Source organism: Amycolatopsis sp. lyj-112, assembly GCF_046549055.1.
Lineage (GTDB): Bacteria > Actinomycetota > Actinomycetes > Mycobacteriales > Pseudonocardiaceae > Amycolatopsis.
Window position 1 is genome coordinate 263,414 of sequence record NZ_JAJPWS010000011.1, and the last position, 24,939, is coordinate 288,352.

Annotated in this window: 22 protein-coding genes and 2 tRNA genes; 10 read left to right on the plus strand and 14 right to left on the minus strand. The window is 64.0% G+C overall.

Features of this window, described 5'->3' with window-relative positions; all coding sequences use genetic code 11:
• Positions 1 to 54: 54 nt before the first annotated feature.
• Both ACLJRL_RS31085 and ACLJRL_RS31090 read right to left on the minus strand, forming a co-directional pair.
• Entirely contained in the window at positions 55 to 432 is a 378-nt protein-coding gene (locus tag ACLJRL_RS31085) for a DUF3224 domain-containing protein (protein WP_410659885.1), read from the minus strand.
• Positions 433 to 479: 47 nt separating this feature from the next.
• Positions 480 to 2,018 carry a helicase HerA-like domain-containing protein gene (locus ACLJRL_RS31090; protein ID WP_410659886.1) on the minus strand — a complete coding sequence of 513 codons (1,539 nt, stop codon included), beginning with the start codon at positions 2,016 to 2,018 and terminating at the stop codon, positions 480 to 482.
• A gap of 114 nt (positions 2,019 to 2,132) precedes the next feature.
• Between ACLJRL_RS31090 and orn the strand changes: the two genes are divergently transcribed.
• On the plus strand, positions 2,133 to 2,741 hold the full coding sequence (gene orn, locus ACLJRL_RS31095; RefSeq protein WP_410659887.1) for an oligoribonuclease: 609 nt from the start codon (positions 2,133 to 2,135) through the stop codon (positions 2,739 to 2,741).
• Between the two features lie 78 nt (positions 2,742 to 2,819).
• Positions 2,820 to 2,895: transfer RNA gene (locus tag ACLJRL_RS31100), tRNA-His, on the plus strand.
• A 260-nt stretch (positions 2,896 to 3,155) separates the two neighbouring features.
• Here the strand turns inward: ACLJRL_RS31100 and ACLJRL_RS31105 are convergent.
• Entirely contained in the window at positions 3,156 to 4,376 is a 1,221-nt protein-coding gene (locus ACLJRL_RS31105; RefSeq protein ID WP_410659888.1) for a L,D-transpeptidase, read from the minus strand.
• Between the two features lie 205 nt (positions 4,377 to 4,581).
• Between ACLJRL_RS31105 and ACLJRL_RS31110 the strand changes: the two genes are divergently transcribed.
• Positions 4,582 to 4,654, plus strand: a tRNA-Lys gene (locus tag ACLJRL_RS31110).
• A 40-nt stretch (positions 4,655 to 4,694) separates the two neighbouring features.
• Here ACLJRL_RS31110 and ACLJRL_RS31115 read toward each other — a convergent pair.
• Positions 4,695 to 5,855, minus strand: a complete 1,161-nt coding sequence (locus ACLJRL_RS31115) for a tyrosine-type recombinase/integrase (protein WP_410659889.1) — start codon at positions 5,853 to 5,855, stop codon at positions 4,695 to 4,697.
• Between the two features lie 464 nt (positions 5,856 to 6,319).
• Between ACLJRL_RS31115 and ACLJRL_RS31120 the strand changes: the two genes are divergently transcribed.
• From ACLJRL_RS31120 to ACLJRL_RS31130, 3 genes are all read left to right on the plus strand, one after another.
• Entirely contained in the window at positions 6,320 to 6,982 is a 663-nt protein-coding gene (locus ACLJRL_RS31120; RefSeq protein ID WP_410659890.1) for a hypothetical protein, read from the plus strand.
• Between the two features lie 562 nt (positions 6,983 to 7,544).
• A complete protein-coding gene (locus ACLJRL_RS31125) occupies positions 7,545 to 8,816 on the plus strand; it encodes a DUF4041 domain-containing protein (RefSeq protein ID WP_410659891.1) in 1,272 nt (423 codons plus the stop codon).
• A 49-nt stretch (positions 8,817 to 8,865) separates the two neighbouring features.
• Positions 8,866 to 9,918 (plus strand): DUF4917 family protein, encoded by a 1,053-nt coding sequence (locus tag ACLJRL_RS31130; RefSeq protein ID WP_410659913.1) that lies wholly within the window; start codon positions 8,866 to 8,868, stop codon positions 9,916 to 9,918.
• A gap of 550 nt (positions 9,919 to 10,468) precedes the next feature.
• On the opposite strand, the gene ACLJRL_RS31135 is transcribed toward ACLJRL_RS31130, so the two are convergent.
• From ACLJRL_RS31135 to ACLJRL_RS31165, 7 genes are all read right to left on the minus strand, one after another.
• On the minus strand, positions 10,469 to 11,035 hold the full coding sequence (locus tag ACLJRL_RS31135; protein ID WP_410659892.1) for a hypothetical protein: 567 nt from the start codon (positions 11,033 to 11,035) through the stop codon (positions 10,469 to 10,471).
• Between the two features lie 86 nt (positions 11,036 to 11,121).
• The gene (locus ACLJRL_RS31140; protein ID WP_410659893.1) at positions 11,122 to 13,110 is read right to left on the minus strand and encodes a hypothetical protein; all 1,989 of its coding nucleotides are present in this window, start codon (positions 13,108 to 13,110) and stop codon (positions 11,122 to 11,124) included.
• Complete coding sequence (locus tag ACLJRL_RS31145) at positions 13,107 to 13,973, minus strand: hypothetical protein (RefSeq protein WP_410659894.1); 867 nt, start codon at positions 13,971 to 13,973, stop codon at positions 13,107 to 13,109. Before ACLJRL_RS31145 ends, ACLJRL_RS31140 begins: the two co-directional genes overlap by 4 nt.
• A 200-nt stretch (positions 13,974 to 14,173) precedes the next feature.
• On the minus strand, positions 14,174 to 14,872 hold the full coding sequence (locus tag ACLJRL_RS31150; RefSeq protein ID WP_410659895.1) for an NUDIX hydrolase: 699 nt from the start codon (positions 14,870 to 14,872) through the stop codon (positions 14,174 to 14,176).
• A 245-nt stretch (positions 14,873 to 15,117) separates the two neighbouring features.
• On the minus strand, positions 15,118 to 15,672 hold the full coding sequence (locus ACLJRL_RS31155) for a hypothetical protein (protein WP_410659896.1): 555 nt from the start codon (positions 15,670 to 15,672) through the stop codon (positions 15,118 to 15,120).
• A 356-nt stretch (positions 15,673 to 16,028) separates the two neighbouring features.
• On the minus strand, positions 16,029 to 17,192 hold the full coding sequence (locus tag ACLJRL_RS31160; protein ID WP_410659897.1) for a HigA family addiction module antitoxin: 1,164 nt from the start codon (positions 17,190 to 17,192) through the stop codon (positions 16,029 to 16,031).
• The gene (locus ACLJRL_RS31165; protein WP_410659898.1) at positions 17,189 to 17,569 is read right to left on the minus strand and encodes a hypothetical protein; all 381 of its coding nucleotides are present in this window, start codon (positions 17,567 to 17,569) and stop codon (positions 17,189 to 17,191) included. The genes ACLJRL_RS31160 and ACLJRL_RS31165 overlap by 4 nt, the downstream gene beginning before the upstream one ends.
• Positions 17,570 to 17,740: 171 nt before the next feature.
• On the opposite strand from ACLJRL_RS31165, the gene ACLJRL_RS31170 reads away from it, so the two are divergent.
• The 4 genes from ACLJRL_RS31170 to ACLJRL_RS31185 all read left to right on the plus strand — a co-directional run bounded on the left by ACLJRL_RS31170 (position 17,741) and on the right by ACLJRL_RS31185 (position 21,512).
• Complete coding sequence (locus tag ACLJRL_RS31170) at positions 17,741 to 18,739, plus strand: CBASS oligonucleotide cyclase (protein ID WP_410659899.1); 999 nt, start codon at positions 17,741 to 17,743, stop codon at positions 18,737 to 18,739.
• 2 nt (positions 18,740 to 18,741) lie between these two features.
• Positions 18,742 to 19,260 (plus strand): hypothetical protein, encoded by a 519-nt coding sequence (locus tag ACLJRL_RS31175; RefSeq protein WP_410659900.1) that lies wholly within the window; start codon positions 18,742 to 18,744, stop codon positions 19,258 to 19,260.
• Between the two features lie 16 nt (positions 19,261 to 19,276).
• Positions 19,277 to 20,200: an AAA family ATPase gene (locus ACLJRL_RS31180; protein WP_410659901.1), complete on the plus strand. Its 924-nt coding sequence runs from the start codon at positions 19,277 to 19,279 to the stop codon at positions 20,198 to 20,200.
• Between the two features lie 88 nt (positions 20,201 to 20,288).
• Positions 20,289 to 21,512 (plus strand): SAVED domain-containing protein, encoded by a 1,224-nt coding sequence (locus ACLJRL_RS31185; protein ID WP_410659902.1) that lies wholly within the window; start codon positions 20,289 to 20,291, stop codon positions 21,510 to 21,512.
• Between the two features lie 693 nt (positions 21,513 to 22,205).
• Here ACLJRL_RS31185 and ACLJRL_RS31190 read toward each other — a convergent pair.
• From ACLJRL_RS31190 to ACLJRL_RS31200, 3 genes are all read right to left on the minus strand, one after another.
• Positions 22,206 to 22,868 carry a class I SAM-dependent methyltransferase gene (locus tag ACLJRL_RS31190; protein WP_410659903.1) on the minus strand — a complete coding sequence of 221 codons (663 nt, stop codon included), beginning with the start codon at positions 22,866 to 22,868 and terminating at the stop codon, positions 22,206 to 22,208.
• A gap of 94 nt (positions 22,869 to 22,962) precedes the next feature.
• Positions 22,963 to 23,931, minus strand: a complete 969-nt coding sequence (locus tag ACLJRL_RS31195) for an NAD(P)/FAD-dependent oxidoreductase (RefSeq protein WP_410659904.1) — start codon at positions 23,929 to 23,931, stop codon at positions 22,963 to 22,965.
• Positions 23,932 to 24,598: 667 nt separating this feature from the next.
• Positions 24,599 to 24,939, minus strand: a 341-nt coding sequence (locus tag ACLJRL_RS31200) for a transposase (protein WP_410659905.1), incomplete at its 5' end; no start/stop codon positions are given.

A 24,939-nucleotide genomic window follows, 5' to 3' on the forward strand; every position in this document is an offset into this window, starting at 1 on the left:
CGTGAAGGACTCCTTCACTACCTTCAGGGTAGGGAAGGAGTCCTTCACGGACTTTCAGAGTTCGTAGGTGAGGCTGAAGGTGTGGTTGCCCTTGTCGTCCTGGGTGATCAGGGCGGTACCGGTGATGCCGGACAGTTCACCGTGACCGGAGCCCGGCAAGACGATCAGGTGATGGCCGTTCTCCCCCGCCGAGTGATGCAGGACGAAGCCGCCCTTACGCCCATCGACTGATACCGACAGCCGCTCGAAGGCGACGTACGCGGACGACGTCTTGTTCACCGCCGTGAGCATCTCGACCGTGCTGGCGCCTTCGACGCCGCCGATGAAGGTCTTGTTCAGCCGTACCCGAGAGAACTCGGTGTCTTCGGCCTTCTCGGTGGATTGCGGATCCCAGCCGTCCACGGTGAACGACGCTGTCGCGGTGTTGGTCATGGCGCCGAGTCTGCCGGAGATACCTGACAGAACACGTCAGGTATTCGTCACCGCCTCCGGTTTCCGAACAACCCGCGCGTGATCTCCCGTCCGAGCGCGCTCGCCGCCGAGCGCAGGAACGACTTCACCGCCGGGTTCTTCATGGCCTGCTCGACCATCCCCGGGCCTTCCTTCTCCTGCTGCGGGGCAGGTGCGGGCGCTTCGGCCGCAGGCGGCGGCGCCTCCCCCGCGGGCGGCGCGGCCACCTTCGCGGCGAGCTTCTCGTAGGCCGACTCGCGATCGATCGTCTCGGAGTACTTCGCGTGCAGATCCGAAGCCGTCGTCGCGGCCGAGATCGCCTCGGCCCCGATCGACCCCATCTTCGACCGCGGGGCTTTCAAGCGAGTCCACGCGACCGGCGTCGGCGCGCCTCGCTCGGACAGCACGGTGACGATCGCTTCGCCGATGCCGAGCGACGTCAGCGCGGTGTCCAGTTCGTAGTGCTTCGTCTTCGGGTACGTCTTGACCGTCTTCGTCAGCGCCGCCTGATCCTCGGGTGTGAACGCGCGCAACGCGTGCTGCACCCGCGCGCCCAGCTGTGAAAGGACGTTGTTCGGGATGTCCGTCGGCAGCTGCGTGCAGAAGAACACGCCGACACCCTTCGACCGGATCAGCTTCACCGTCTGCTCGATGCGGTCCAGGAACGCCTTCGACGCGTCGGCGAAGAGGAGGTGTGCCTCGTCAAAGAAGAAGACGAGCTTCGGCTTGTCGAGGTCGCCCTCCTCCGGCAGTTCCTCGAACAGCTCGGCCAGCAGCCACATCAGGAACGTCGAGAACAACGCGGGCTTCGACTGGAGGTTGTCCAGCTCCAGCAGGGTCACCATGGCCTTGCCGTCGACCTGGCGCATCAGATCGTGCACGTCCAGCTCGGGCTCGCCGAAGAAGTCCTCTCCGCCCTGAGCCTCCAGATTGGACAGCGCCCGCAGGATCACCCCGGCCGTCGCCGCCGAGACGCCGCCGATGCCCTTCAGGTCCGCCTTGCCCTCGTCGCTGGTGAGGTGCGTGATGACCGAACGGAGGTCCTTCGTGTCCAGCAGGGCCAGCCCGCGCTGATCGGCCCAGTGGAAGATCAGGCCGAGCGTGGATTCCTGGGTTTCGTTCAGCCCCAGCACCTTCGACAGCAGGATCGGGCCGAAACTCGTGATCGTCGCGCGGATCGGCGAGCCCTTGCCGCCGGTGCCCAGCGACAGGAACTGCACCGGGAAGGCGGCCGGCGCCCACTCGTCGCCCAGCTCCTCCGCACGTTCGGCGATCTTGTCGTTGCTCTCGCCCTGCGCCGCGAGGCCCGACAGGTCACCCTTCACATCCGCCAGCACCACCGGCACGCCGGCGGCCGACAGCTGTTCGGCGATCAGCTGCAACGTCTTCGTCTTGCCCGTACCGGTCGCGCCCGCGACCAGCCCATGCCGGTTCAACGTCGCCAACGGCAGGCGCACCGCCGCGCCGGCCTCGGCCTTGCCGTCGATCACGACGGCGCCCAGCTCGACCGCCGCCCCTTCGCTCACGTAACCCTGCGCGATCTCCTGGGCTGGACCTTGTTCGGCCACTGTCGCTCCCTGGTCTGTGATACGGCTCACCTGAGGATGCATACGCTGCCAGTAACGCGCCGAACACGCACCTCGCGCGCGCCCTGAATCCCCGGGTCGGGTTAGGGTTCCGGGGTGAACGACCGCCTAGTCTGGATCGACTGCGAGATGACGGGGCTCGACCTCGGCAAGGACGCGTTGATCGAAATCGCCGCACTGGTCACCGACGCCGAGCTGAACGTTCTCGGCGAAGGGGTCGACATCGTCATCCACACCGACGACGAAACCCTCGAAGGAATGCCGGAGGTCGTCCGCGACATGCACGCCCGGTCCGGCCTCACCGAAGAGGTCCGGCGCTCGACGGTGACCCTCGAAGAAGCGGAACAGCGCGTCCTCGAGTACATCCGCGAGCACGTCCCCGAGGCCAACGTCGCGCCGCTCGCGGGCAACTCCATCGCCACCGACCGCGGTTTCATCACCCGCGACATGGCCGCCCTCGACGGACACCTCCACTACCGCATGGTCGACGTCTCCTCGGTGAAGGAACTCGTCCGCCGCTGGTACCCGCGTATCTACTACGCCAAGCCGGAAAAGGGCCTCGCCCACCGCGCGCTCGCGGACATCAAGGAATCCATCGGCGAACTCGACTACTACCGTCGCGCCGCCTTCGTCCCGCAGCCCGGACCGACCTCCGAACAGGCCAAGGCCGTGGCCGCTGAAGTGCAGGAACGCCACCACGGGTAACCCATTGCGAGCGCCGGAAACGGGCACGCTAATATAGTGCGGCCGAGGTGATGGGGAAGCTTCCCGAGCCCGGCGATGGTGGGCGTAGCTCAGTTGGTAGAGCACCTGGTTGTGGTCCAGGAGGTCGCGGGTTCGAAACCCGTCGCTCACCCCACCACCCCAGTTTGGGCAGGGCCTCAGGGCCCTTTCTCAAGCTGGGGTTTCGCTTTTTCGGGGCCGGGGTCCCAAGCCGACGCCAGCAAGGCCTCGGTTCAGGCGGTCGTCTGCGTTGGCGCGTGAAGGCCCCCTTCCCTCGGCTCAGCGAAGGAAACTCGACCTTCACCGGGCCCACCGACGGAAAGCCGTGAGGGGTCCCCTTAGGACGGAAGCCGTCCTAAGGGGACCCCTCATGTCAGCTGAGCGGGGTGCCGCGGGTCAGTTGCGGTCGCCGCCGGTTTTCCAGTCGTCCCAGGACATCTGCCACACCGACCAGCCGTCGGTCGGCTCCAGCACCTGGGGCCCCGAGTTGGCGACCGTGATGATGTCGCCCTTCTTCGAAGTGTCCATGAGCCACTTCGCGTTGTCCGTCGACAGGTTGATGCAGCCGTGGCTCACGTTCCGCTTGCCCTGCGAGCCCACCGACCACGGCGCCGAGTGGTAGAAGATGCCGCTGTTCGACATCCGCACCGCGTACTTCACGAACGTCCGGTAGCCCGACTTGCTGTCCGACGGGACGCCGTAGGTGCTCGAGTCCATCGTGTACCCGGTGTGCTCGCTCATCACCGTGTAGGTCCCGGCGGGCGTGCTGCTCGACGGCTTGCCCATCGAGATCGGCATCTGCTTGACCTCTTGGTCGTTCACCACGACCTTCATCTGGTGCGTGCCACCGTCGGCGGTCGCGACCAGTTTGTCGCCGACGACGACGTTGGCCGGCTTGTCCTCGCGGCCGAAGGTGTTGTTGCCGAGGTTCTTGCCGTAGATCGCGGCGTTGACCGAGATCTTGGTGCCCGTCTTGAAGTACTCCTTCGGACGCCACATCACGGTCTTCTCACCGAACCAGTGGAACGCGCCCTCGGCCTGCGGCTCGGTGACGATCTTGAGCGCCTTCTCCGTCGCCGCCTTGTCCGGCACGTTGCCGGTGAAGCTGAAGATCAGCGGGAGGCCGACGCCGACCGTCTCGCCTTCGACCAGGTTGATCGAGACACCGATCTGGCGGCCGGGCTTCGCCGTGGAGAACGTCGACGTCGCGGTGACCGGCTTCCCGTCCGTGCCGGTCGCGGCCGCGGTCACGGTGTAGGTCTTGCCGAAGCCGAGCGGCTCCGCCGACTCCCAGCCCGAACCGTCTTCCTTCGGCTTGCCCGCGACGACCTTGCCGTCGGCACCGGTCAGTTTGACCTCGCCGACCTTGCCGTCGGCGACCGCGATGGACACCGGCTCGCCGGGCGCCACGTTCGCCGCGCCCTGCGCGGGAGTCACCGTCAGCGCGGCCGGTTTCGGGGCCGGAGCCGCCGAACTGCTCGGCTGCGTGCCCCCGGGACCACCACCCGGATTCGGCGATTCACTCGACGGTGTACTGCTGCACGCCGCCAGTGTGAACCCGGCCACCACAGCAACCAGCACAACCCGCGACCGCCCCGTCGCTCCCCAGACCCTCATGCACACCGCCCGTTTCGCGTGGTACCAAACCCCAACGTCTGGCTATAGTCTGCCTGACCGGCCGGAACGCCTGCGGCCGGATGGCCCAATAGGTCCCGGTGAGCTTCGTCGCGGCCCGAGGGGACCCCCCTGAAACGGGCCCCGACAACCCTGTGTTAACGTTTTCCACGTCGCCGAGGGCAACCAAAGCGGCGGAAACAAGCAAGCGCCATTAGCTCAATTGGCAGAGCAGCTGGCTCTTAACCAGCGGGTTCGGGGTTCGAGTCCCTGATGGCGCACAGTAAGAAATCAAAGCCCACCAACGATTTTCCCCTCACTTCAGGGATGCCGTTGGTGGGCTTTGTTGGTGTGTGAGCCCAAGGTGGGGCCACCGTGAGCCCGTTCGAGTGCCTCTCCTCGATAGATGAGGCGCGGACCTCGGCCGCTGCCCTGACTTCGTTGTTGTCGACTGCGAGTGGCGCGCGACCTGCAGATCTTCTGACCCCGTTCGTAGCCGGCGCGACGAATAAGGCTCGCGGTCGCTTCGGCGCTGGCACGAGCGAGCGACGGGAGCACGCTGGTGTAGGTGTCGGCCGTCAGGACGATACTGGCGTGGCCCAGCAGCGCTTGCACCGTCTTCAGGTCGTTCCCCGCGGCCAGCGACAGCGTGGCTGCACCGTGCCGGAGGTCGTGGAACCGTACCGGCGGCAGTCCAGACTTGGTGACAAGCCGACTGAACGCGTGCGACACGTAACTCGGACTCCAGTGCTGCCCATTGTCATGCGCGAAAACCCAGCCATCCGGAGCTCCTCCGCCCGTCTGGAGCTGAGAGGCACGCAGCCGAGTCAGTAGAGCTATCGTGCTTCGGTCCAGGGACACCGTGCGGCCACTGGCCGTGGTCTTGGGCAGGCACACCACCGCTTGGCCGTCTCGCTCTTGAATCTGATGAGTCACCGTCAAGGTCGCCTCGTTCAAATCGAGGTCGCACCAGCGCAGGCCAAGGGCCTCGCCACGCCGCAGCCCGGTCAAGGCCGCGACGTGGAACAAGGGATGCAGCGGGTGCTGCCCGGTGAACTGGAGAAACGCCGCGGTCTGTTCAGCCGTCCACACTGCCAGCGGTGGACGTTCCCCGGTCGCCCGCCACACCGCCACCCGCGCCTCCGTCCACACCACCGGACGCGGCCGCTGCGGCGAGGGCAATTCCACCCACCGCGCTGGATTGCTCGTGATCAACCCACGCCGGATGGCCCCGTTCAACGCAGCACGCAGCACCTCCCGCATCCGCTGCACCGTCGCCGCCGACAACGGCCGTGCCCGCGTCGCATTCGCGCGCAGCAGACCGGTGAACATCGTCTGCACCCGCCCGATCATCAGCTCCGCCAGCACCACGTTGCCCAGGCGAGGCTTCAAGTAGTCACGAACGAGCTGGGTGTAGATCGTCCGAGTCGCCGGACGGATCGTGTGACGAGTCGCCAGCCAGATGTCCAGCCACTGCCCCACCGTTACCAGACTCAGATCAGGATCAACATCCTCGCCCCGCCAATACCGCCGAGCCTGTGTAGCCGCCGCCCGTGAGGTGAATCCGCCGCGCCGCAGCCTGCACCGCCCACCATCCCTGCGCCCTGGCAACTCCACCGTGAAATACCAGCTACCGTGCCCCCGCACCGCCAGCTGCGGACACCGAGGACCACACCGACGTCCTGTCTCCTGGTCGACACACCCACACCGCTTCCACACACCACGCTCACCCACGACTCCCTGACGCTGATCGATTCCGTCAGACCAGGATGCGCTCATCTTGAGCCGATGGCGAAATCCGAGTAGTAACGTCCTATGGCTGCACTCCACAGTGATCCAGACCTAGCGCAGCAACTACTTGCTCAGCTTGAGTGGGTCGAACTGCACCTGAAAAACCATGCGAACCTCGTCGGCGGCGGCGAAACCGATCCCGGAACAAGTGATTGGTGGGCCAGCGCGACCGTACGCGTCCTGCCGGACGAGGACGAAGCCGACGGCATCAACCCCTGGCACGAAATCGAAGGCACGGCACTCTCGACGAAACGACTCGACGAGGAAGCTCTCGACGTCACGATATTCGAAGCCAACGGGTTAACCCTCGACCTCCAGCACGTCAAAACATCCACGTCGCACTCGATGCCCGTAGCGAGGACTACGCAAGATTCATCCCCCTCTTCGGCGGCCGCGATCAATTCGGTTTCGTCACACTCCGGGATGACCTCGAAGATGAGGTCGAGTCGCTCGGCAGCCACGTCGTCATCCTCGATCGAGTACAGCTCGCGCCGGCCTGGCGCGGCCTCGGCGGAGTCGGACGGCTACTCACCGCCCGCCTGCTCCGCTGGGTCTGCGCCGACCCGCGCCTCGTCGCTGTACTGCCGTTCCCCATCGACCTCGACCGCGCCCTGCTCGAAGACGACTCGGCCTTCGAACCAGCACTCGAAAAAGTACGCCGCACCTGGGCAGCACTCGGATTCCAACCCGCCATCGAACAGCTGTGGATCATGGATCCCGCCATCGGAACACATCACAACGCCGTCACCCAAATCGAACAGTCCCTCGGACTCAGTAACGAACTGGGTAAAGAGGCGCATCACCCGCCCGGGATGTAGCGGCCTGCCGCGCTGGTTGGTGAACAACGAACACCTGCCAGTTCGATCGCAGGCGAACGGCGCCTTGCAAGAGGCCACGGCGGCGATGCCGCATACCTCCGTTGCCTTCATCGCGTAAGACGCGGTTGCTAACGTCCGCGCATTTGCCGACGAGAGTTGCAGCTTCCACACACAACCGGGCCAGACCGTGTAACACACTCTCACGAAACCGCGACTTCTGCGGTGATCAGGAACAGCGGAGGGTAGTGGTATGGGGTATAGGTTCAATCCGCCACCGAACTGGCCGCCAGTCCCCTCCGGATGGGCGCCTCCGCCCGGCTGGCAGCCACCCGCCGACTGGCCCGCACCGCCGAAATTCTGGCAGCTGTGGACACTTGATCCCGAGCCACGGTCTCAAACGGCGCCCGTCCAAGCAGGACCCGGTCTCGCAGCATCGAGCAAGCCTGGATTGTTCGGCTCCCGAAAACGGGTTCGGGAACTCGAAGCCGAACTCAGCACGGAGACCGCTAAGTTTCAACAAGCGGCATCCCAAGTTCGCGAACTCGGTACACACAACGCTACGTTGAGCGCGAAACTGGCGGATCTCAAAGCCAAGTACGCCGAGCTCAGGGGCAAGGACGCGCTGGAGGCAGAGCGAGAACTCCAGCAGGTGCGCCAGACTGCGGCCGAGCTTGAGCACCAAGCACAGAAACAACGAGACGCCCAGGCACAGAGCCATAAGGACGCCGATGCACAGCTGGCCGCGATCCGACGACAGACCGACGAAGCGGCCATCAAGCTCAAGTCACTGCACGGCCAAATCGTCGAGACTGAAGAGATCACGCTGCTCCAGGAGGCCGGAATCTACGAGTTCCGGCACCGGCTGGCCGACGCCGTTGCCTACAAGGCTGCCCTGCAGCGTCTCAAGGATTCCATCAAGATCTCCGCAAAGAACAACCATGCGATCACCGCGACCACAGACTGGACCGTGAACGGTTCCACCGTCGAAGGCCAGCGCATGGTCAGAGACTTTTCCAAGCTCATGCTGCGCGCCTACAACGCCGAAGCGGACAACTGCGTGAGATCCATGCGCCCCTACCGACTTGACTCGGCCAAAGACCGTCTGACCAAGACCCGTGAAGTCATCTCTCGTCTCGGCAAAACCATGAAGATCAACATCTCTCCCAGTTATCACAAGCTGCGCCTCGAAGAACTCGAGCTCACTGCCGACCACCTCGCGAAGGTCGAAGAAGACAAGGAGCGCATCCGAGCTGAACGGGAGCGGCAACGGGATGAACAGCAGGCTCAACGAGAGTTCGAACGCGAGAAAGCCAGGCTGACCAAAGAAGAGGCACACTGGCAGAACGCCCTGCAGAAGTGGGCCACATCTGGCGACGAGCAGCAGGCCGCGGCTGCACGGGCAAAGCTGGACGAGATCGGTGACGCAATCAGAGGGGTTGAGGAGCGCGAAGCGAACATCCGCACTGGGTGGGTCTACGTGATCTCCAATGTTGGATCGTTCGGCGACAGTGTCGTTAAGGTCGGATTGACCCGGCGGCTCGATCCGCTCGAACGCGTTCGTGAACTCGGCGACGCCTCGGTTCCGTTCAGGTTCGACGTCCACGCCAAGATTTTCGACGCCGACGCTGTGAGCCTGGAAACGCGGCTACACCAGCACCTTGCCGACCGGCGCGTCAATCGGGTCAACCTCCGGCGCGAGTTCTTCTACGCCACTCCAGCCGAGATTCTCACGATCCTCGAAGACATGGGACTGAAGGACAACCTCCTGGACTACGTCGAGGAGCCGGAAGCACAGGAATGGCGTTCCAGCCAGCAGTTGGCCCGCGACACATAAGCCCGAATACTCTCGGTAGACACGGATTCGAGGTGGACCAGTGGACGTCATGGACTACGACGAGGCCATCGCCTGGCTGAGCGAAACGACGAACTCCAAGGGCAGAGCGTTGCCCACTCGACTGATACTGGGAAACGGGTTCAGCATCGCGTTCGACCCCGCCAGATTCTCATACTCGGCTTTGCGATCCCAGGCTGAGAGCCAAGGCATGCTCAGCCTCACCGCCCAGCACCTTTTCCATAAGTTGGACACTCAGGACTTCGAGATCGTCATCAAGACGCTCGAGGACGCCGCTATTGGGCTCTACGCACTCGATGCCACGAAGTACTCGGCGGAAGCCGCGATACTTAGCGAGGAAGCCTCGAAACTCAAGGACGCACTGGCACACATCCTCGCGGCTCTTCACCCTGAGCGACCGTACGAGATCGACGACGAGGCATATCTACGTGTCCGCAGGTTCCTAGACCAGTTCGATGGGATCTACACTGCGAACTACGATCTCCTGCTCTACTGGACTCTTATGCAGGACTTCCCCGAGGCAAACCTGAAGCCAAGACAAGCGGACGACGGCTTTCGGGATTCTGGGCAAGCTCTCGACTATGTTGTATGGAACCATCTGGACCCCCACTCGCAGTCCGTATTTTATCTCCACGGGGCCCTTCACTTGTACCGCAGCGAGGACGGCTTGAAGAAGCTGACGTGGCGCCGGACCAACGAACCGCTAATCGACCAGATCCGCGGCCAGCTCGAAGCGGACTCATTCCCCCTATACGTGGCAGAAGGGACGAGCAGCGAGAAGCTGACCCGTATCGGCACCAGTGATTACCTCGGTCGCGCACTTCGGTCGCTCGCAGCGATCAGTGGCGGCTTGCTGTCGTATGGGATTTCGTTCAGCAAGAACGACGCACACATCATGGATGCCATCGTCTACTCGAAGATCACCCGACTGGCCGTATCCCTCTTCGGCGACGTCAACTCGTCGTCGAACGAAGCGACGATTAAGGCCGTACAGGACATGCAATCACGCCGAGCGACATCGTACGCGAAGGTCGGCTTGGAGACAGCCTTTTTCGACGCACAGTCCGTCCGGCTGTGGGACTGAGCCCAACCTCTGGAAAGCATGAGTTGCAGCCAGACGTTAATTTTGACGTGGGAGTCAGGGCTACCACGAAGAGGCAGATTAGATAGGTGAGAGCCGGGGCGCAACACCGGCGACTGACTCAACTGCCGTAGTTGATCGCGGCCAGCGGCCAAGGTGGCGACCGCCTCTGATAGTAACACTGAGGACACCCCACGACCAGACAAAAGGGTCTTGTCCGGCATTACTCGACACCGTCCGACACGCCAGGTGCCGCTCTTAACCAGCGGGTTCGGGGTTCGAGTCCCTGATGGCGCACAGTTCCGATACGAAGCCCACCAACGGTTTTATCGCTGATTTCCAGGCGGCGTTGGTGGGCTTTGATCATAGCTGTGACCGGCGGGGTCGAATGAGGCCGTACCCGGTGAACCTCACCATGCGAGACCTGCCGTCGCCGTCGAAATCCAGACTGCCGACGAGAGTTATGGCTGAAGGTACAGGTCGAAACCCGGATTCGACCAGGTCGGGAAGGTCTCGAGGTAAGCGGACACACAGAGCATAGCTATGAAGCCCCCTACGCCCTGGTCGACAGATCAGCGGCGACGATGACACGTGCTGCAAACCCCAAGGTGACCAGGGCCTCAGCGATCGATACGACGAGCAGGTCTGCCCGCACGCCGTCGGCCGTCCAGTAGAGCACGACCGACAACAAGGCCGGGACCGCGAACATCAGCAGGTCCACTGCCAGCTGCATGGACTTGTCGAGACGTCTCAGTGGATCGCAGCGGTGGACAGACTCCCAGGTGAGCACTTGTTCCGAACGATGGGTTAACACCTCGAGCGAGGGTGCCAGGTGCCGCCCCAGATACCTGCCGATTGCCGAGATCTTCTGGTCGTTGACGAAGTATGTCCAGCCCAGGACCACACACACCAACGGCAGAAGCAGGAGCAGGTAAGGGCGCCCGGCCGCTTGGACAACCAAGGCCAGTGTCGCCGCCAGCGCGGCCAGTGCGGCATACATCAGCCGGTCTCGCAGCACGATCCGTGATGTCTGCTCTGCTTTAAGAGCTTCGTACTCTGCCAACAGGACAGCTCTGGACGAGTCGTCCGGCACGGAGTCATCGAGTCGAGTTTCGCTCATCAGCTTGTCTTCACTCCTTCGGTGTCGATCCAAGGCATCCGTCGGGCCCCCAGACACATATGCCCAGGAGCCAGGCCAGGCCCCAGTCACTCCGCCCAGTTCCGCGACCACATGGTCCGGCGGTCGTTCTCGAACTCGATCCAGCCACGTCCCTTGTGAGCCACGGCTTCCAGTATCGGAAGCGCCGCGTCCATCCCGGAGGTCGCCGCGGCGAGTTGGTTCAGCTCCACCTCGCCATCCTCCGGGTCACTTTCGACGTCGACGCGATCACTGACCGCGAGGATCTCCATTCCGTCCAGCAGACGCAGTCGAAAATCACGATTACGCACCTTGCGTTCAGGCTCTGCAGGACGCTTGATCGTCTTCTCCTGGACCGTGAGCGATGCGGACGCGATGCGGTCGTAGCCAAAAACGTTCCAAGCCTCGTTCTTGACCTCTCCGGTGATGAAGTCGAGATATACACGCGAAGCCCGGACCCCATGCCGGGTCAGCAAGATGACCATGACCTGGTACGCGTCGTACCGGGGCGGGCCATGCGGCACCACCCCGCGTCGGGTGTAGGGGGCTCGCCCGTTGAGGACGACATGCGAGATGAGGTCCCGTTCGGCGATATCGCCACCGCGCAACGCCTCTGCCTTGATGTAGGCCTTGTCCAGGGCAAGCCAGCGGGCTATTTCGCTGTCGTTCGGGCGATCGGCCAGCTCGGCTCGCCATCGCTCGTACTCGACCATTTCTTGTTCGAACAGCGCATCCGCGTCAGCCGACAGAAACCGAGTCGCCCTGCGGGCAGCGCAGAATTCGATCACCGCGAGCATCACGAACCAGCCCCCCGCCGCGATCGGCACGACCTGCCAACGCTGAGCGACGCCCAGCAGGCACAGCCCCATCACGGTCAGCACGACGCCGGCGATCTGCCGGTTACGGGCGCCGCTCCCGGCAGCGGGTTCCGGCTGAAGCTGCGAGTCAAGGCCCGGCCATTGCTCAGCGACTTGTCGCGCATGCCAGTCGAAAAGCCACTTCAACCGCTTGACGGTCTGACCGTAGTCCTGGTCGTACCTGAGCCAGTCGTTGAACCTCCGCCGCAGATACCAGCGGCGTCCGGCCGCGTACTCGGGCCAGTCCGGGGCATTCGGCGGGCACGCGTCGCGAAAGCACCGGTCGACGAGCTTGTCAACCTGGCTCGGCTCGGCCGGTTCGTCCGCGGGTCGCGCAGCGTCACTCCGAGAGGTGGCGTGCAGCGCGTGTCCGGTGTGCTCAATGCCGTAACGGATCGTCACGGCACCGCCGACGATCAGTAGGACCAACCCGCACCAGAAAAGGAAGCTCACCGGCCCGAAGAACAGTCCACCCAAGGACAGCACCGCGACCGTGCCTCCGATGAACACCGGTCGGCGATCGTCGATGTCCGTTGTGGACGTCCGGGTTCGATACTTGACAGGTTTCGCCGGGTCGGGTTCGAAGAATTTCCAGGCCCTCGCTTTGCGATTCCCCGCGAAGCGCTCGGTACTGACCTGGTGTTTGCGCTCTGCATCGAGCTGTCGGTCCAGGGCACCGGTGAACAACATCGACAGATGCCGGCTGATCTCGTCCTGCCGATCGGCCGGTAGGTCACCAAAAGCATTCACGGCGTTGAAGGACTGGTCGCCGATAACAGACCTGACCAGCTCGACGAGACTGCGGATAACGCGGTGCGCCCGGGACCATTCGTCTTCCGGCAGTGAGGCACAGAGCTTTCCCACGTCGTGGATTCTTCTGGCGAGGTCCGCGGTGAGATCTCCGAAGCTGCGCTCGCTGAGCACGGCGAGCACGTAGTAGTAGATGCGGTCGGTCGACTGATGACCGTTGAAGACGAGCTCCCCGAACAGTTCTTCGGCACGGCGCGGAAGCCCGCCCGTGAGATACGCAAGTGCGACATCGTGCTTGCGCTCGGCGGAGTCCTCGTCGGAGACGGTGTAGATAGTCGCGTCGTGGAAGACGCTCTCTACATTCTGCACGCCGATCTGCTGGCCGACCTGAGCGTTGCCGGAAGCGACATTCTCGTTCTCGATGCTCTCGACGATCGTGTCCCCGCTCATCGGAATCCCCGGAAGGAGCCGAAGTTGACGCCGTTCTGCTGCCCTACCCGGGCGTTGTCCCGCGCGATGTTCTTGTTGCGAATGGTGGGGACCGGAGACGGCGGTGGCTCATTGCCTCCGGCAGCATCATCATCGGGTTCGAGGGCGGTGATCAGCGCGATCGCGAACGCCGCCGCGTTGCGAGCCGCGAGCAACTGTCCACCTTCGCGGTCCGCCGTGGCCTTGCAACCGTCTGCGAAATCGCTGATACCGCGCACCGCCACAGCGCGGACCTGGTCGCCAAGATGAGCCGCGTGCGCGAAACCGGAGCTCTCCATATCGACGGCTACGGCGTCGTTGTACGACTTGTGCAGCCTCTGGGCCAGTTCGGAGCGGCGGGAGTTGAGGACGACGTCGCCCACCGCGACGGCTTCGAAGTGAACCGCTGGAGCGCCGCCCTCCACCTGGTCAGGCAGGAACGAGTGCCAAGCGTCGCCACGCGGCAACCTCCGCGCCTCTTGGTCGAGACGGTGCGAGACAGACCAAGCAGAGGGGCGCACCAGGAATTCGTCATCCTCGCTGCGACCGCCCTGATAGGAATAGATCTTGGTGGCCACGACTACGTCGCCGATCATGAGCCAGTCACGCAGCCCTCCCGCGACGCCGACGAACACCATGGCCGCAGGCGTGAACTCGGCATTGGCACGTTCGGTGAGCGCTGCAGCGGTCGTGGTGCCCGCGCCGGTCTCCACCACCGCGACGCGGTGTCCCGGATGACCCACGACTGTTCCGACATCGAACACTGTGCCTGACCTGTGACGATGCGGGCGCACGTCCACAAGGTGCTCCAGCACGGCCGCATGTTCCACTGGCAGCGCAGTCATGATCACATTCACTGGCTCTCACTCCAACACGGTCAGGGTGATTCAGGAACGGACCCCCACAAGGCGTCCGACGAGATCGACGTGGCCTGACACCCGCGCCGGGCCGAGGTCTCACCACCACGCTTATTGTCAGAGTGACACGAACCGACGCGTAGAACAAGCCCTAAACAGAGCCAATAGTCATACTGACAAAAACCGCTTCACGCTCCGAAACGCGACCGCATCATCGGAGGAACCAGCTCAGCCGCCTCGCCCGCGCGATAGAGGGCAGCGGGCCTGCCAGTGAGAGAAGGCCGCTTGCCGCCGGTGGGCACGACAAAGCCATCAGCATCGGTGACTTTGCGGTGGAAGTTCGGCTTGTCCAGCACGACGCCCCATACAGCCTCGTAGACCTCGCGCATGTCTGCGATGGTGAACTCAGGGCCACAGAAGGCCGTGGCGATGGTGCTGAACTGCAGCAACGTACGCGCCAGCTCCACCGCATCGGCCAGGATACGAGCATGGTCGAAGGCCAGCGCTGTGTCAGTGGCTTCGGCGACCGGCATCCAGTGGGCGGCTCGTGCGTCTGACCCGGCGACCGGCACCGGCAGGTTCGGGGCAATAGCGAGGTAAGCGCAAGTTACCACCCGCGGACGTCGGGGATCCCGGTCCGGCGCGGAGTACACGCCCACCTGCTGCAGCTTCAACGCCTCGGCATCGAGACCCGTCTCCTCGGCCAACTCACGCGCCGCGGTCTCCTCCAACGACTCGTCACCGCGCAGGAATCCGCCCGGCAACGCCATGCGGCTCTGGAATGGCTCATTCTTCCGCTCCACGAGCAGGACGCACAGCACACCGCCTCGAATGGTCAGGATGACCAGGTCGGCGGTGAGCGTCACTGTCTGCCGGGCACGGCTCATGCGCGAAGACTACCTACTGGCGTCCCATCCTTCGCCCGGTCGCCGCAGTCAAGCCAGCACCGCCGCCTCAACCGGGGGACGGCAACGTAGTGCCCACTGCGGCCTACCTCCGATAGATGAAGATCGGAGGTGTAGTTCCAGGCGTATCCGGCGGGCCACACTACAACGACCACCAAAGCCGCCCGACCAATGTCGCACCAACCTTCGACGGCACCATCTATCCACTCCATCGAAGGAAGCGAGACTCATCCAGCCCGGGTCGAACGTGCTCGACGAAGGGAGATCGCGCTTCTGGCCCCAAGCAGCCTTGACTTCTTGGCACTCAGCTTGACCCGCATAGCCTCAGACAGCACAAAGCGAGCCTTCACAGCGTGTTGCACCGAGGCCGCCAGCGTGACTACCACGACAGCCACATTGATCGCATCAACGCCTGTCCACAACGCCGACTCCACTTGACTTCGCATAAGGACAATAATGAAGCCCCCAGCGAAGATCATCGCTGATGATTGCCAGGCCAGCCGAAGTTCCGCTCGAACCTCACGCGGAAATTCAAAAGCTATCGCAAAGAGTAAGCGAAACCCACAAACTACCTGCGGGGCAAGCGCAAGAACTACCGAGAACCCAAATAGCCAACTCGCTTCGACTAACGAAATGATGAAAACGAACGCAATCCCGAGCACTGCCAACAGTGCGTCGGTGACGCGCACTAGGAGCCGTAAACGCCGCCACTTTTTCGGCTCGCCCATCCGCTTGTAACGAAACCGTTCTTTCGGACGACGAATCCTTAGCGATCCCCTCATGTAATCATGATGCCACAATCGCAATAAACACCACTGTTCGGGCCACCCTCCTGCCCGACAACCCGATCTCCCAAGCGCTCCGCGGCCTCGGCCTCGACGTCGACAAAGGCGACCACTACGACGAGTTCGACGCGATCGGGCTCAACCGACACCGCGACACCGACAACTGGTTCGACCATTTCGATTGATCACGATCTTCTGCCCAACATCAGCGTCGCGCCCACCGCCGGCCCAGGCCACGGGGTCGAGACGGATACAGCGGCCGTCCGTAGCGTCTCCTTGATCCGGCGCAGCGACGTCTGCCCGATTGGACACTGCCGACAGTGCAGCACAAACCCCACTTGCATCATAATGCATCAATTACTATTAAAACGCACGACGGTTTTCAATTTCCTCGCAAACGACCAGGGCACGATTTTTTCATGCTGAAGACGTCCGACAACAACACTCGGTGCGACACCTACGTCGTCCGCGAAAGTTCTGATTGCCTGCTCCGTGACCGCAGCAGGCAGAGAAAGGAACTTTTGTAACTTTTGTTCAGGAATCAATGAATTCTGAGCAAACTTATCAGCTTCCCTCTCCGACTCGCTCGACGCACCTGGAACCTTGGAGTCTCCATGCAGAAATATCGGCGACGAATCAACCTCGCCATCGTCGCCTGGCTCCTTTCCGTGATCAAGAAAGGTCAATCGCTTGCCGTGCAGCAATACATGTGCCAGCTCATGGAAGAACGAGAACCAAAAAGTATCGTCGGTCTTGAATCGATCACTGAGCCCGATCATCACCTTGTCAGATGCAAGCCAACGTGTCACGCCCGATAAGTGTGTATTCTTCAGCGCTGGAATGAACACGAGGGAAACACCAAGCGAAGCACACAGCCGCGGAAGCTCAACTTGCCAAAGAGCGGGCTGCTGAAGCGTTAGATTCCGCATTTCAGGTATCGACGCAATGAGTCGCTCACGACTAAAGGGTTCGCATTCGATATTGCGCGCTCTAACCTCGCACACCCTGAGCCAGGTGGCGATTGAGTAGCCATCACCTTCGACAAGTTCAGAACGCCGGAAGGCAAGCCGATACTCCCGCCAAGCCTGCTCCGCAACATCAGGCGTGGCGACCCCGAAGAAACTCAGTAGCCGCTGCAGATTGGCCAACGACTGACCAGTATCGCGAAGCACTCCCATTTGCGCGAGGAATGCCAGCGGAAACTTGCCGACCCAACCGATTTCGCCCGCCAGTTTACGCTCGTCCTCGAGAGCACTTTGATGCGTCTGGTAGACCGCTTCCAACTGATTCCAGGTTTCAGCAGAAACTCCGGTCGCGCGTTCGAGCCGCACCGCAATGTCGGGACTCAGGGATACCACACCCTGGACTATCTGGTTGACATGCTTCGTGGACAGGCCGGCGCGGCGGGCAAGATCGGCTTGGCTAACCCGCTGTTCATCGAGTTGCTCTTTCAGGATTTCACCCGGATGCGGCGGCGTCTCGGGACGGTAAGGGTATGAGCCCGCGGGTGATGTCATCGAAGGCTCCCCTTGCGCTCGAGGGATGAATCATCGGAGCGTTGACCTGGACGCGCCAGCCCAACAAGCAGGACGTCTACAACGACCACCGACGTCACAGATGCTTCGTCGAAGAGTTTCACACTGTCGTCGGCACCTTGCACGACCAACTCGACCTCCTGACCGGCCGGGATGAACACGACCGCCCGCTGGGCGACCAACCCCGAGCGCAGTCGTACTGCCGCGAACTCTCGCATCTTGGCGAGATTGACCACTCCATGCAGCTGCCCGAGCCGGAGCCGGATCAGCCGAGCCGATTCCTTACCGTAAGCAGCAACTCGCGCTCGGTCACTGTTGCAGGTGCGTGCCAGCTCCCGGGAGCCGAACTCGACATTCATTCGCCACCACGACCCATTTTGGTTTACCCGATCAGTGCATGCTACCTTCCTCCGTCATCGGCTCGATCTTGTTTACCGATCCGGTGCATGAAATCCAGGGACACGAGCGAAGACCGCTACGCAGTGGCGCATGGGGAGCACCGGCGAAGTGGAACGTGAGGGAGATTCAAAATGTCGAGCGAGACTCATGTGACCCATCCTGTCCTGGGGCGGTTCGCCGAGAGCCGGGTCAACGTCGCGAAGGAGCAAGCAAAGCGGCGCCGCGAGCAGGTGAACCATCTGCGCACACGCCTCGAGGTCCACCTCGCGGCGAACCCGGGCTACGACCTGGTCAAGCTGCGCGCGTCCGGCAGTACCGCCAAGCACACGGCTATCAGCAGGCGGCGTGGCGAGGGATCGGACGCAGACGTCGCCGCGTACCTGCGCTGCGTGGATCCGGAGATCGACGAGGCGAAGCTGCTCGACTGGCTGTGCGAGCGCTGCCAGGAGGTCTACGGCAAGACGAAGGTCGCCGACGATTTCGTAATCTCGCAGCACGCGGTCGGGATCACGCTGCGCAGCTCAGGACTGAAGATCGACGTCGCGCCGGTCCTCTACTCCGGCGAAGCGGACGACAAGGGCTTCCTGGTCACCCGCCAGGGGCAGCGCGTCCTCACCTCGGTCACCTTGCACCTGCGCTTCATCCGCGACCGGCGGAAGCTCGCCGGGCCGGGCTACACCGAGCTCGTCCGATTGCTCAAGGCCTGGATCCGCGAGGCGAAGTCCCGGGATCCGCACCTGCGGTGCAAGAGCTTCCTGCTCGAGCTCGTCGTCGCGCACCTGTGGGACACCGGGTGGCACGGCGCAGGACTGCAGGTCGACGACTACCCCATCGCGTTCGAACAGGTGCTGGCCTACATCACGACCACCGGCCTGAGGACGCCGATCACCTTCGGCGACTTCTCCACCACCGACGAGATCACCACGACCAACGACCCGATCCAGATCTGGGATCCGGTGAACCCGGAAAACAACATCGCGTCCAGCTACACCGAGGCCGATCGGAAGCGTCTCGTCGAGACCACTGCCTCGGCTCTCGATTCGGTGAGCTGGGCCGCCACGGCTCCCACCCAGGGCGCCGCGTATGACGCCTGGCGCGAGCTGTTCGGCCCGTCCTTCCCGGGGGAATGACCATGACCCTCTCCATAACCCGATCAGCATCCTTCACCCTCACCGACGCCCGGTACGTCGGCGCGAAGATCGGCGCAGACCTGCGCCAGCTGCGCGCACTGTACGGGGAACCCGAGAGCGCCACGGAGATCACCGACTACGTCGAGGAAGTCGCCCAGCTGCTCAACCACGGCTACCTCGACTCCGTGTCCTACGGGTTCCGCGACCCCGACACCAACCTCTGGAAGCTCCGGCTCCGCTACCGCGCCACCCTCGGCGGCCACCTTCTCGATGAAGGTCCCGGCCGCCTGCCGAGGACTGCACCTGTCACCGGCCTGCCGTTCTGTTCCTTCCTCAACTACTCGACCAAGTTCAATAGCCTGCCGCAGGCCAAGCGCACCGCCTTCAAGAAGGCACTTCCCGTCGATCGGACCACCGGCACCGAACCCGCGACCGGTACCGGCGCCACCACGCCCGGCCACAGCTACGGCCAAAACGGCACCGGGGTCACCCGCGACGTGTTCGTCGCCCTCGACGACTAAACTTCAGGAGAGCACCATGAGCAGTCAAGACGACCTCTTCCACCCTGTCGTCGAACTCCCCGAACCGGTTCGGCAAGCGCGCTACAACCGGCTCGTTGGCCTCGACGACGTCAAACGTCGCCTCCGCAAGGAGGCGATGCTTCTCGCGATGCCCGACCGCCTGCAAGCCTGGGCCGTCACACACCACCCCGCCCGCGAAATCGCCGCGCTCCCCCTCTTCACCGACCGCGCCCCGCTGTTCGTCTTTGCCGGCGACGTCGGCTCGGGTAAGTCCGCGCTCGCCGAGTCCTTCGGCTGCGACCTCGCCAGCCTGCTCGACCTGCCCGTCCTCCTCTACCGGCTCAAGCTGTCCACCCGCGGAAGCGGTCTCGTCGGGGAGATGACAACCTTGATCGGCGACGCCTTCACCCACCTCAAAGCGCAGGCGGCCGCAGCCCGAACCGGCAACCTAGCCCGGCGGGTGCTCGTGTTCGTCGTCGACGAAGCCGACGCTCTGGTCCAATCTCGAGAAGCACAGCAGATGCACCACGAAGACCGCGCCGGCGTAGATGCCTTCCTCGCCGGAGTCGACAGCCTCGCCGGGATGAGACTGCCGGTCCTGGTGGTCTTGTGCACCAACCGCCCTGGTGCCCTTGACCCGGCTGTCATGCGCCGAGCGGCCGCGACGTTCACTTTCAGTCGGCCGGACACCGAGCAGCGCCGAGCCATCCTCGCCGATGCACTGGAAGGACTGGGCCTCCGACCAGACACCATCGAGAAGCTGGTCGAGCTGACCGGCCCGACCGGTTCCCGTGCCGGCTTCACGAGTTCCGACATCACCCAGCGCCTGGTGCCGGCCGCCGTCCTCGATGCTTTCCCCGACGGCCCGGTCCGCGATGAACGCCTCCTCACCATCGCCGCCGAACTCACCCCGAGCCCGGTCTTCGCCGAGCAGAACTAGAACGCCAGTGCGACGGTTCCCCACCGCTGCCGCCCCTGGATCCGTCCCATCCCTGCACCGGAGGTTGCAGATGCCCCAGATACACGACTTGGACCCGATCTTCCTCAGCTACCGACACTCGGACGGGGACCCTCTGGCCGAACGCGCCGCCTGGATTCTTCGTGCCCATGGCGTCCCCGTGTGGCACGACCAGACCCACCTGCCACCGGGTCGCTTCCAGCGGCGACTGCAAGAAGCCCTTGATTCAGGACTGTCCGGAGCCGTCCTCCTCGTCACGGCCGACATGGTGCATTCGAGCTACGTCCGGGAGTTGGAATTACCGGAACTTCTTCGGCTGGAAGAGGACTCGGCCTTCACCTTCGCCATCGGCAATACCATCACCGGTCCGGACGGCGGACTGGACTACGGCGCCCCTGACCGTCTGCTCCCCCAGGAACTCGCGACGCTGAGCGACTTCGACCAGTTCGCGGTGCTCGACCACGCCGGGCTAGCGCGACTGGCCGGCGAGATGGCGATCCGCCGTGTCCGCCGTGCGGCCGTCGATAACCGGCTGCATCTCGACATCCAAACTCGGACCCCCGCCTTGGGTACCCGGAAGGTACCGCTCGCGCCTCGGACTCGACCGCCCCTGCGCAATACCACCGTGCCGCCCGCCGAAGCTTGGGAAGACTTCGCGCCGTTCCTCGGCGACCTGCCTCGCATCGTGCAGTCGGCCGACGCTCAGCACCTGCACATCACCGGCGGCGCACACCTGAGCATGGCCTTCGCGCTCGGGGCCGCGTTGCCGACCACGACCGGGTTGGCCGTCACGGTCACCGACCAGGACGGAAACGAATGGACGGGAGTTGAAACTCAGCCAGTGCCCCTCGTGCAGAACGCGATTCCCCTCGGCGGTCCGGCCGATGGCCCCGTCGCCGTGTACCTCGATCTCGCGCCCGCGCCGCCCAACAAAGACTTCCGCCGCTACGTCGAAAGCCACCTCTACGCCCACGCAGTCGAGATCGCTGTGGCGAAACGCGAACCCATCCCCGCTGACGCCGGCTCCGCACTAGTCACCGAACTACGCCGACGCATCGGCAAGGTCGCAGGAAGCCGGCCCGTGCACTTGTTCATGCGCGTCCCTTTCGCCCTCGCCGTGATGCTGGGTCGCGCCTGCAACACGCTGCGAGTCACCCTCTACGAATGGGAACGGGAAGCCGAGACACCAACGTACCTCGAGATGGCGACCGTGTCCGCAGGCCGCAGTGGCGGGCCAGTGGTGTCATGGACGACCGACCGGCCTCTCACGCAAGTCAAAGTAGACAGCGCATAGATACGCCTAAGCGCCGCGATCACCATCAGGACCTGTGCGCAACTCGGACGTCAGCCCGACCACGGTCCCCACCATCGTGCTCACAGCCGAAACAACCGGATCACGCCGGTCCCCCGCACTCATCACCGCCATCACCCCAACGCGGCTCTCCAAAGCCGCCGGACCAAGCGACAGAACCCCGACATCCGCGAGCCCGAGACGCGCCCGAGAGGTCCGAAACAGTCCGACACCAGGCGACATACCCCGACACGGCAGACCAGTCACGACCAGACGAAAAGGTCTTGTCCGACATCACTCGACACCGTCCGACACGTCCAGATGCCGACTCTTAACCAGCGGGTTCGGGGTTCGAGTCCCTGATGGCGCACAGTAAGAGATCAAAGCCCACCAACGGTTTTATCCCGGATTTCCGGATGCCGTCGGTGGGCTTTGATCGTATGTGCAGCCCGGGTGCAGCCGACGTGTCACCCCGATTCAGTTACCGACCGCTACCAGCCGCGCCCGCGATGACCCGCTGCGCTGTCGGGGCACCACTACCTTGTTGATCTTGGCACCTCGCTGGTATCCCGCCCGCCGGACGAGAGCCGCCGTCGCATCCGCCGCCTGCTGCGCCAGGCACGGCAGGACACCCCAGGAGCATGATCGTTCTCATCGATAACCGCTGAACCGATGTTCCCCGAGGCTGTTTTCAGCCTACCGACCGTTCTTGTGCCGACGGCAGGCAAGCAGGGTGGAGTCGGCGGCGTGGATCGTCGTTCCGCCGCGGATCAAGGTCCGTGGCCGTTGTTCGACCGCGAGGACGTCGAAACCGTCCGGCAGGCCGGGCAGCAGGTCCTTGGCATAGAACATCGCCGCGCGCTGCCCGGCGGTCAGTGGGGCGGACGACCCCATCGGGGCATGGCCCACGATCAGGAGGTGCCCACCGGGGGCGACGGCGTCGGCGAGCCGGCGGGTCACCTGTGTCATCCCGCCGTCCGGCGGCTGCAGGTAGTGGCTGGTGACCAGGTCGTAGGATCGGCCGCCTGCGGTGAAGACGCGAGCGTCGATCTGCCACCAGTCGACATGGTCGGCGACGCCGTCCTGCTCGGCGCGCCGGGCAGCGCGTGCCAGGCCGGCTGCGGAGAAGTCAGCGCCGGTGACCGTCCAGCCCTGCCGGGCCAGCCAGATCACATCGCCTCCCTCGCCGCAGCCGACGTCGAGAGAGCTGCCCGGTGTCAGCCCGGCCGCCTCGGCTACGAGCTGCACATTGGGCTGTCCGCTGAAGACCTGCTCCTGGCCGGCGTAACGCTCGTCCCAGCCGTGCGGCTCGAACATGGCGGCCGTCTCCTCGTCGCTGAGCGGCTGGTGTTCTGTCATCTCAAACGCCTTCCCTTTACCTGTGGCCGGCTGTCGAAGCGAGTGTCAGGACTTCACCTCGTGTCGGCGCTCATCGAACTTCTGCACGCTGGACTCACGAGAAGTTCAGCGTGGCGGGATGTGCCGCGACGGCGCGGTGCACGTCCTCGGTGACCAGGTCGATGTTCATCATTGCCCCGGTCAGCCCACCCTGTGCGGCAGCGTCGATGACCTGCGCCCGGTGTCCTCGCACGTTGCCGGCCGCCCACACCCCGGGAACAGAGGTCGCTCCCGTCTGGGGGTCGGCGGGCAGGGTCTCGCCGATGAGCTGGCCGTCCATGTCCTTGACCTCGACCGTCAGGCCCAGGTCTGCGAGCAGAGTGTCGACTTTGGCCACCGACACGGGGAAGACGACGGCGGCCTGGACTTCGGTCACGCTGTCACCGACCCGGACGCCGCTGAGTGCGTTGTCGGTGACCTCGACGCCGGTGACCCGGCCGGGCACCACGCTGATCTGGCGCGCGGCGAGCTCGGTGCGTTGCGGCGCGGTCAGTTCCACGGACTCGTTGGTGAACAGGGTGACCTTCTCGCTCCACTGACGCCACAGTTGCGCCTGGTGGAGTGAGGCGACGCCGCTGGCGATCAGCCCGATTGCCTTGTCTCGGACCTCGTAGCCGTGGCAGTAGGCACAGTGCAGCACGTCCACGCCCCAGCGGTCGACAACGCCGGGAATGTCGGGCAGCTCGTCGACGACACCAGTGGCCACCAGTACCCGCCTTGCGTCAACAGTGCTCTCGTCGGCAAGGGTGATCCGCAGGGCATCCTCGCTGACACGCTCCACGCCGATCACGGTGTTGTCGCGGACGGTGCCGCCGTACTGCTCGACCTCCGATCGGCCGATGGTCAGCAGTTCGTGCGGATCGACACCTTCGCGTCCGAGATAGCTGTGGACCTGGGTGGCAGGCGCGTTGCGGGGCGTGCCTGCGTCGATGACCAGTACGTCACGCCGGGCACGGCCCAACGTCACAGCCGCCGCCAGGCCCGCTGGTCCACCACCGATGATGACTACGTCGTGAGTGCTCATGCGAGCAACGGTGCTGCGGTCAGTTGCCTACCCGCAACTTGCCTTGCTGAAACGGCAAAATGGAGACCCCGGCAGGTGCTGCAGGCGATCACGGGCACTCGACCACGCCCGTACGATCGGGACGCCCATGGCGGCGATCAGCGGGCGCACGAAGCTCTCGGCGCTGCCGAGATCCACGGCTTGACGTTTCGGGCCAGAGGGACATTCCGTACGGGCAGCACGGCGATCACCACGGCCCGGTGCGATCACGCCCGCGAGCATCGACCTTCGGCGAACCCTGGTAGAACCGCCGGCCAGCGTGCTGTACGACCATGATCAATCTCAGCGCCGACGGCTGTACCTATGTTCCCCAAGGCCACAATCGAAGCAGGACGTACTCAACTGCCGCTGACCGGTAGTTCGGTCCGGCAGACGAGCGCCAACTGGCGTGGCACGTTGACCCTGTACGTCGCTGGGCACATTCGCAAAGACGCCGACCAAGCGATAGAACCCGGCATCTGCGAGCCCGAGACGAGCCCGAGTTCTCGCACAGCTGCCCGCGGGATGATCTTGGCGGTCGCGTCGGCCGCAGCGGCTTGGCAGTTCTCATCGGTCGCTTCGGCCGCAGCCCCTACCCCGCGTCAACAACCTCACGACCCGCGACGACTAGGGCGTGTCCTGCGGATCTTCATCGGAGGTGCAGGATGATGCAGGCGAGGATGATCTCGGCGCGGTGGTAGGCAGCTCGTTTGGCGTATCGGGTCGCTAGGCCTCGGAATTGTTTGAGCCGGTTGAAGCATCGCTCGACGACATTGCGGAGCTTGTAGAGGTCGGGGTCGAAGGCCGGTGGCCTGCCACCGGCCTTGCCCTTCGCTTTGCGGCGGCCGATCTGGTCAGCGCGCTCGGGAATGGTGGCCTTGATCCTGCGCTCCCGCAGCGCCTTCCGGGTACTCGGGTGGGTGTAGGCCTTGTCGGCCAGCACCCGCCCGACCCGCACTTTCTGCCCGTCCACCTCGATGTCACGGATGT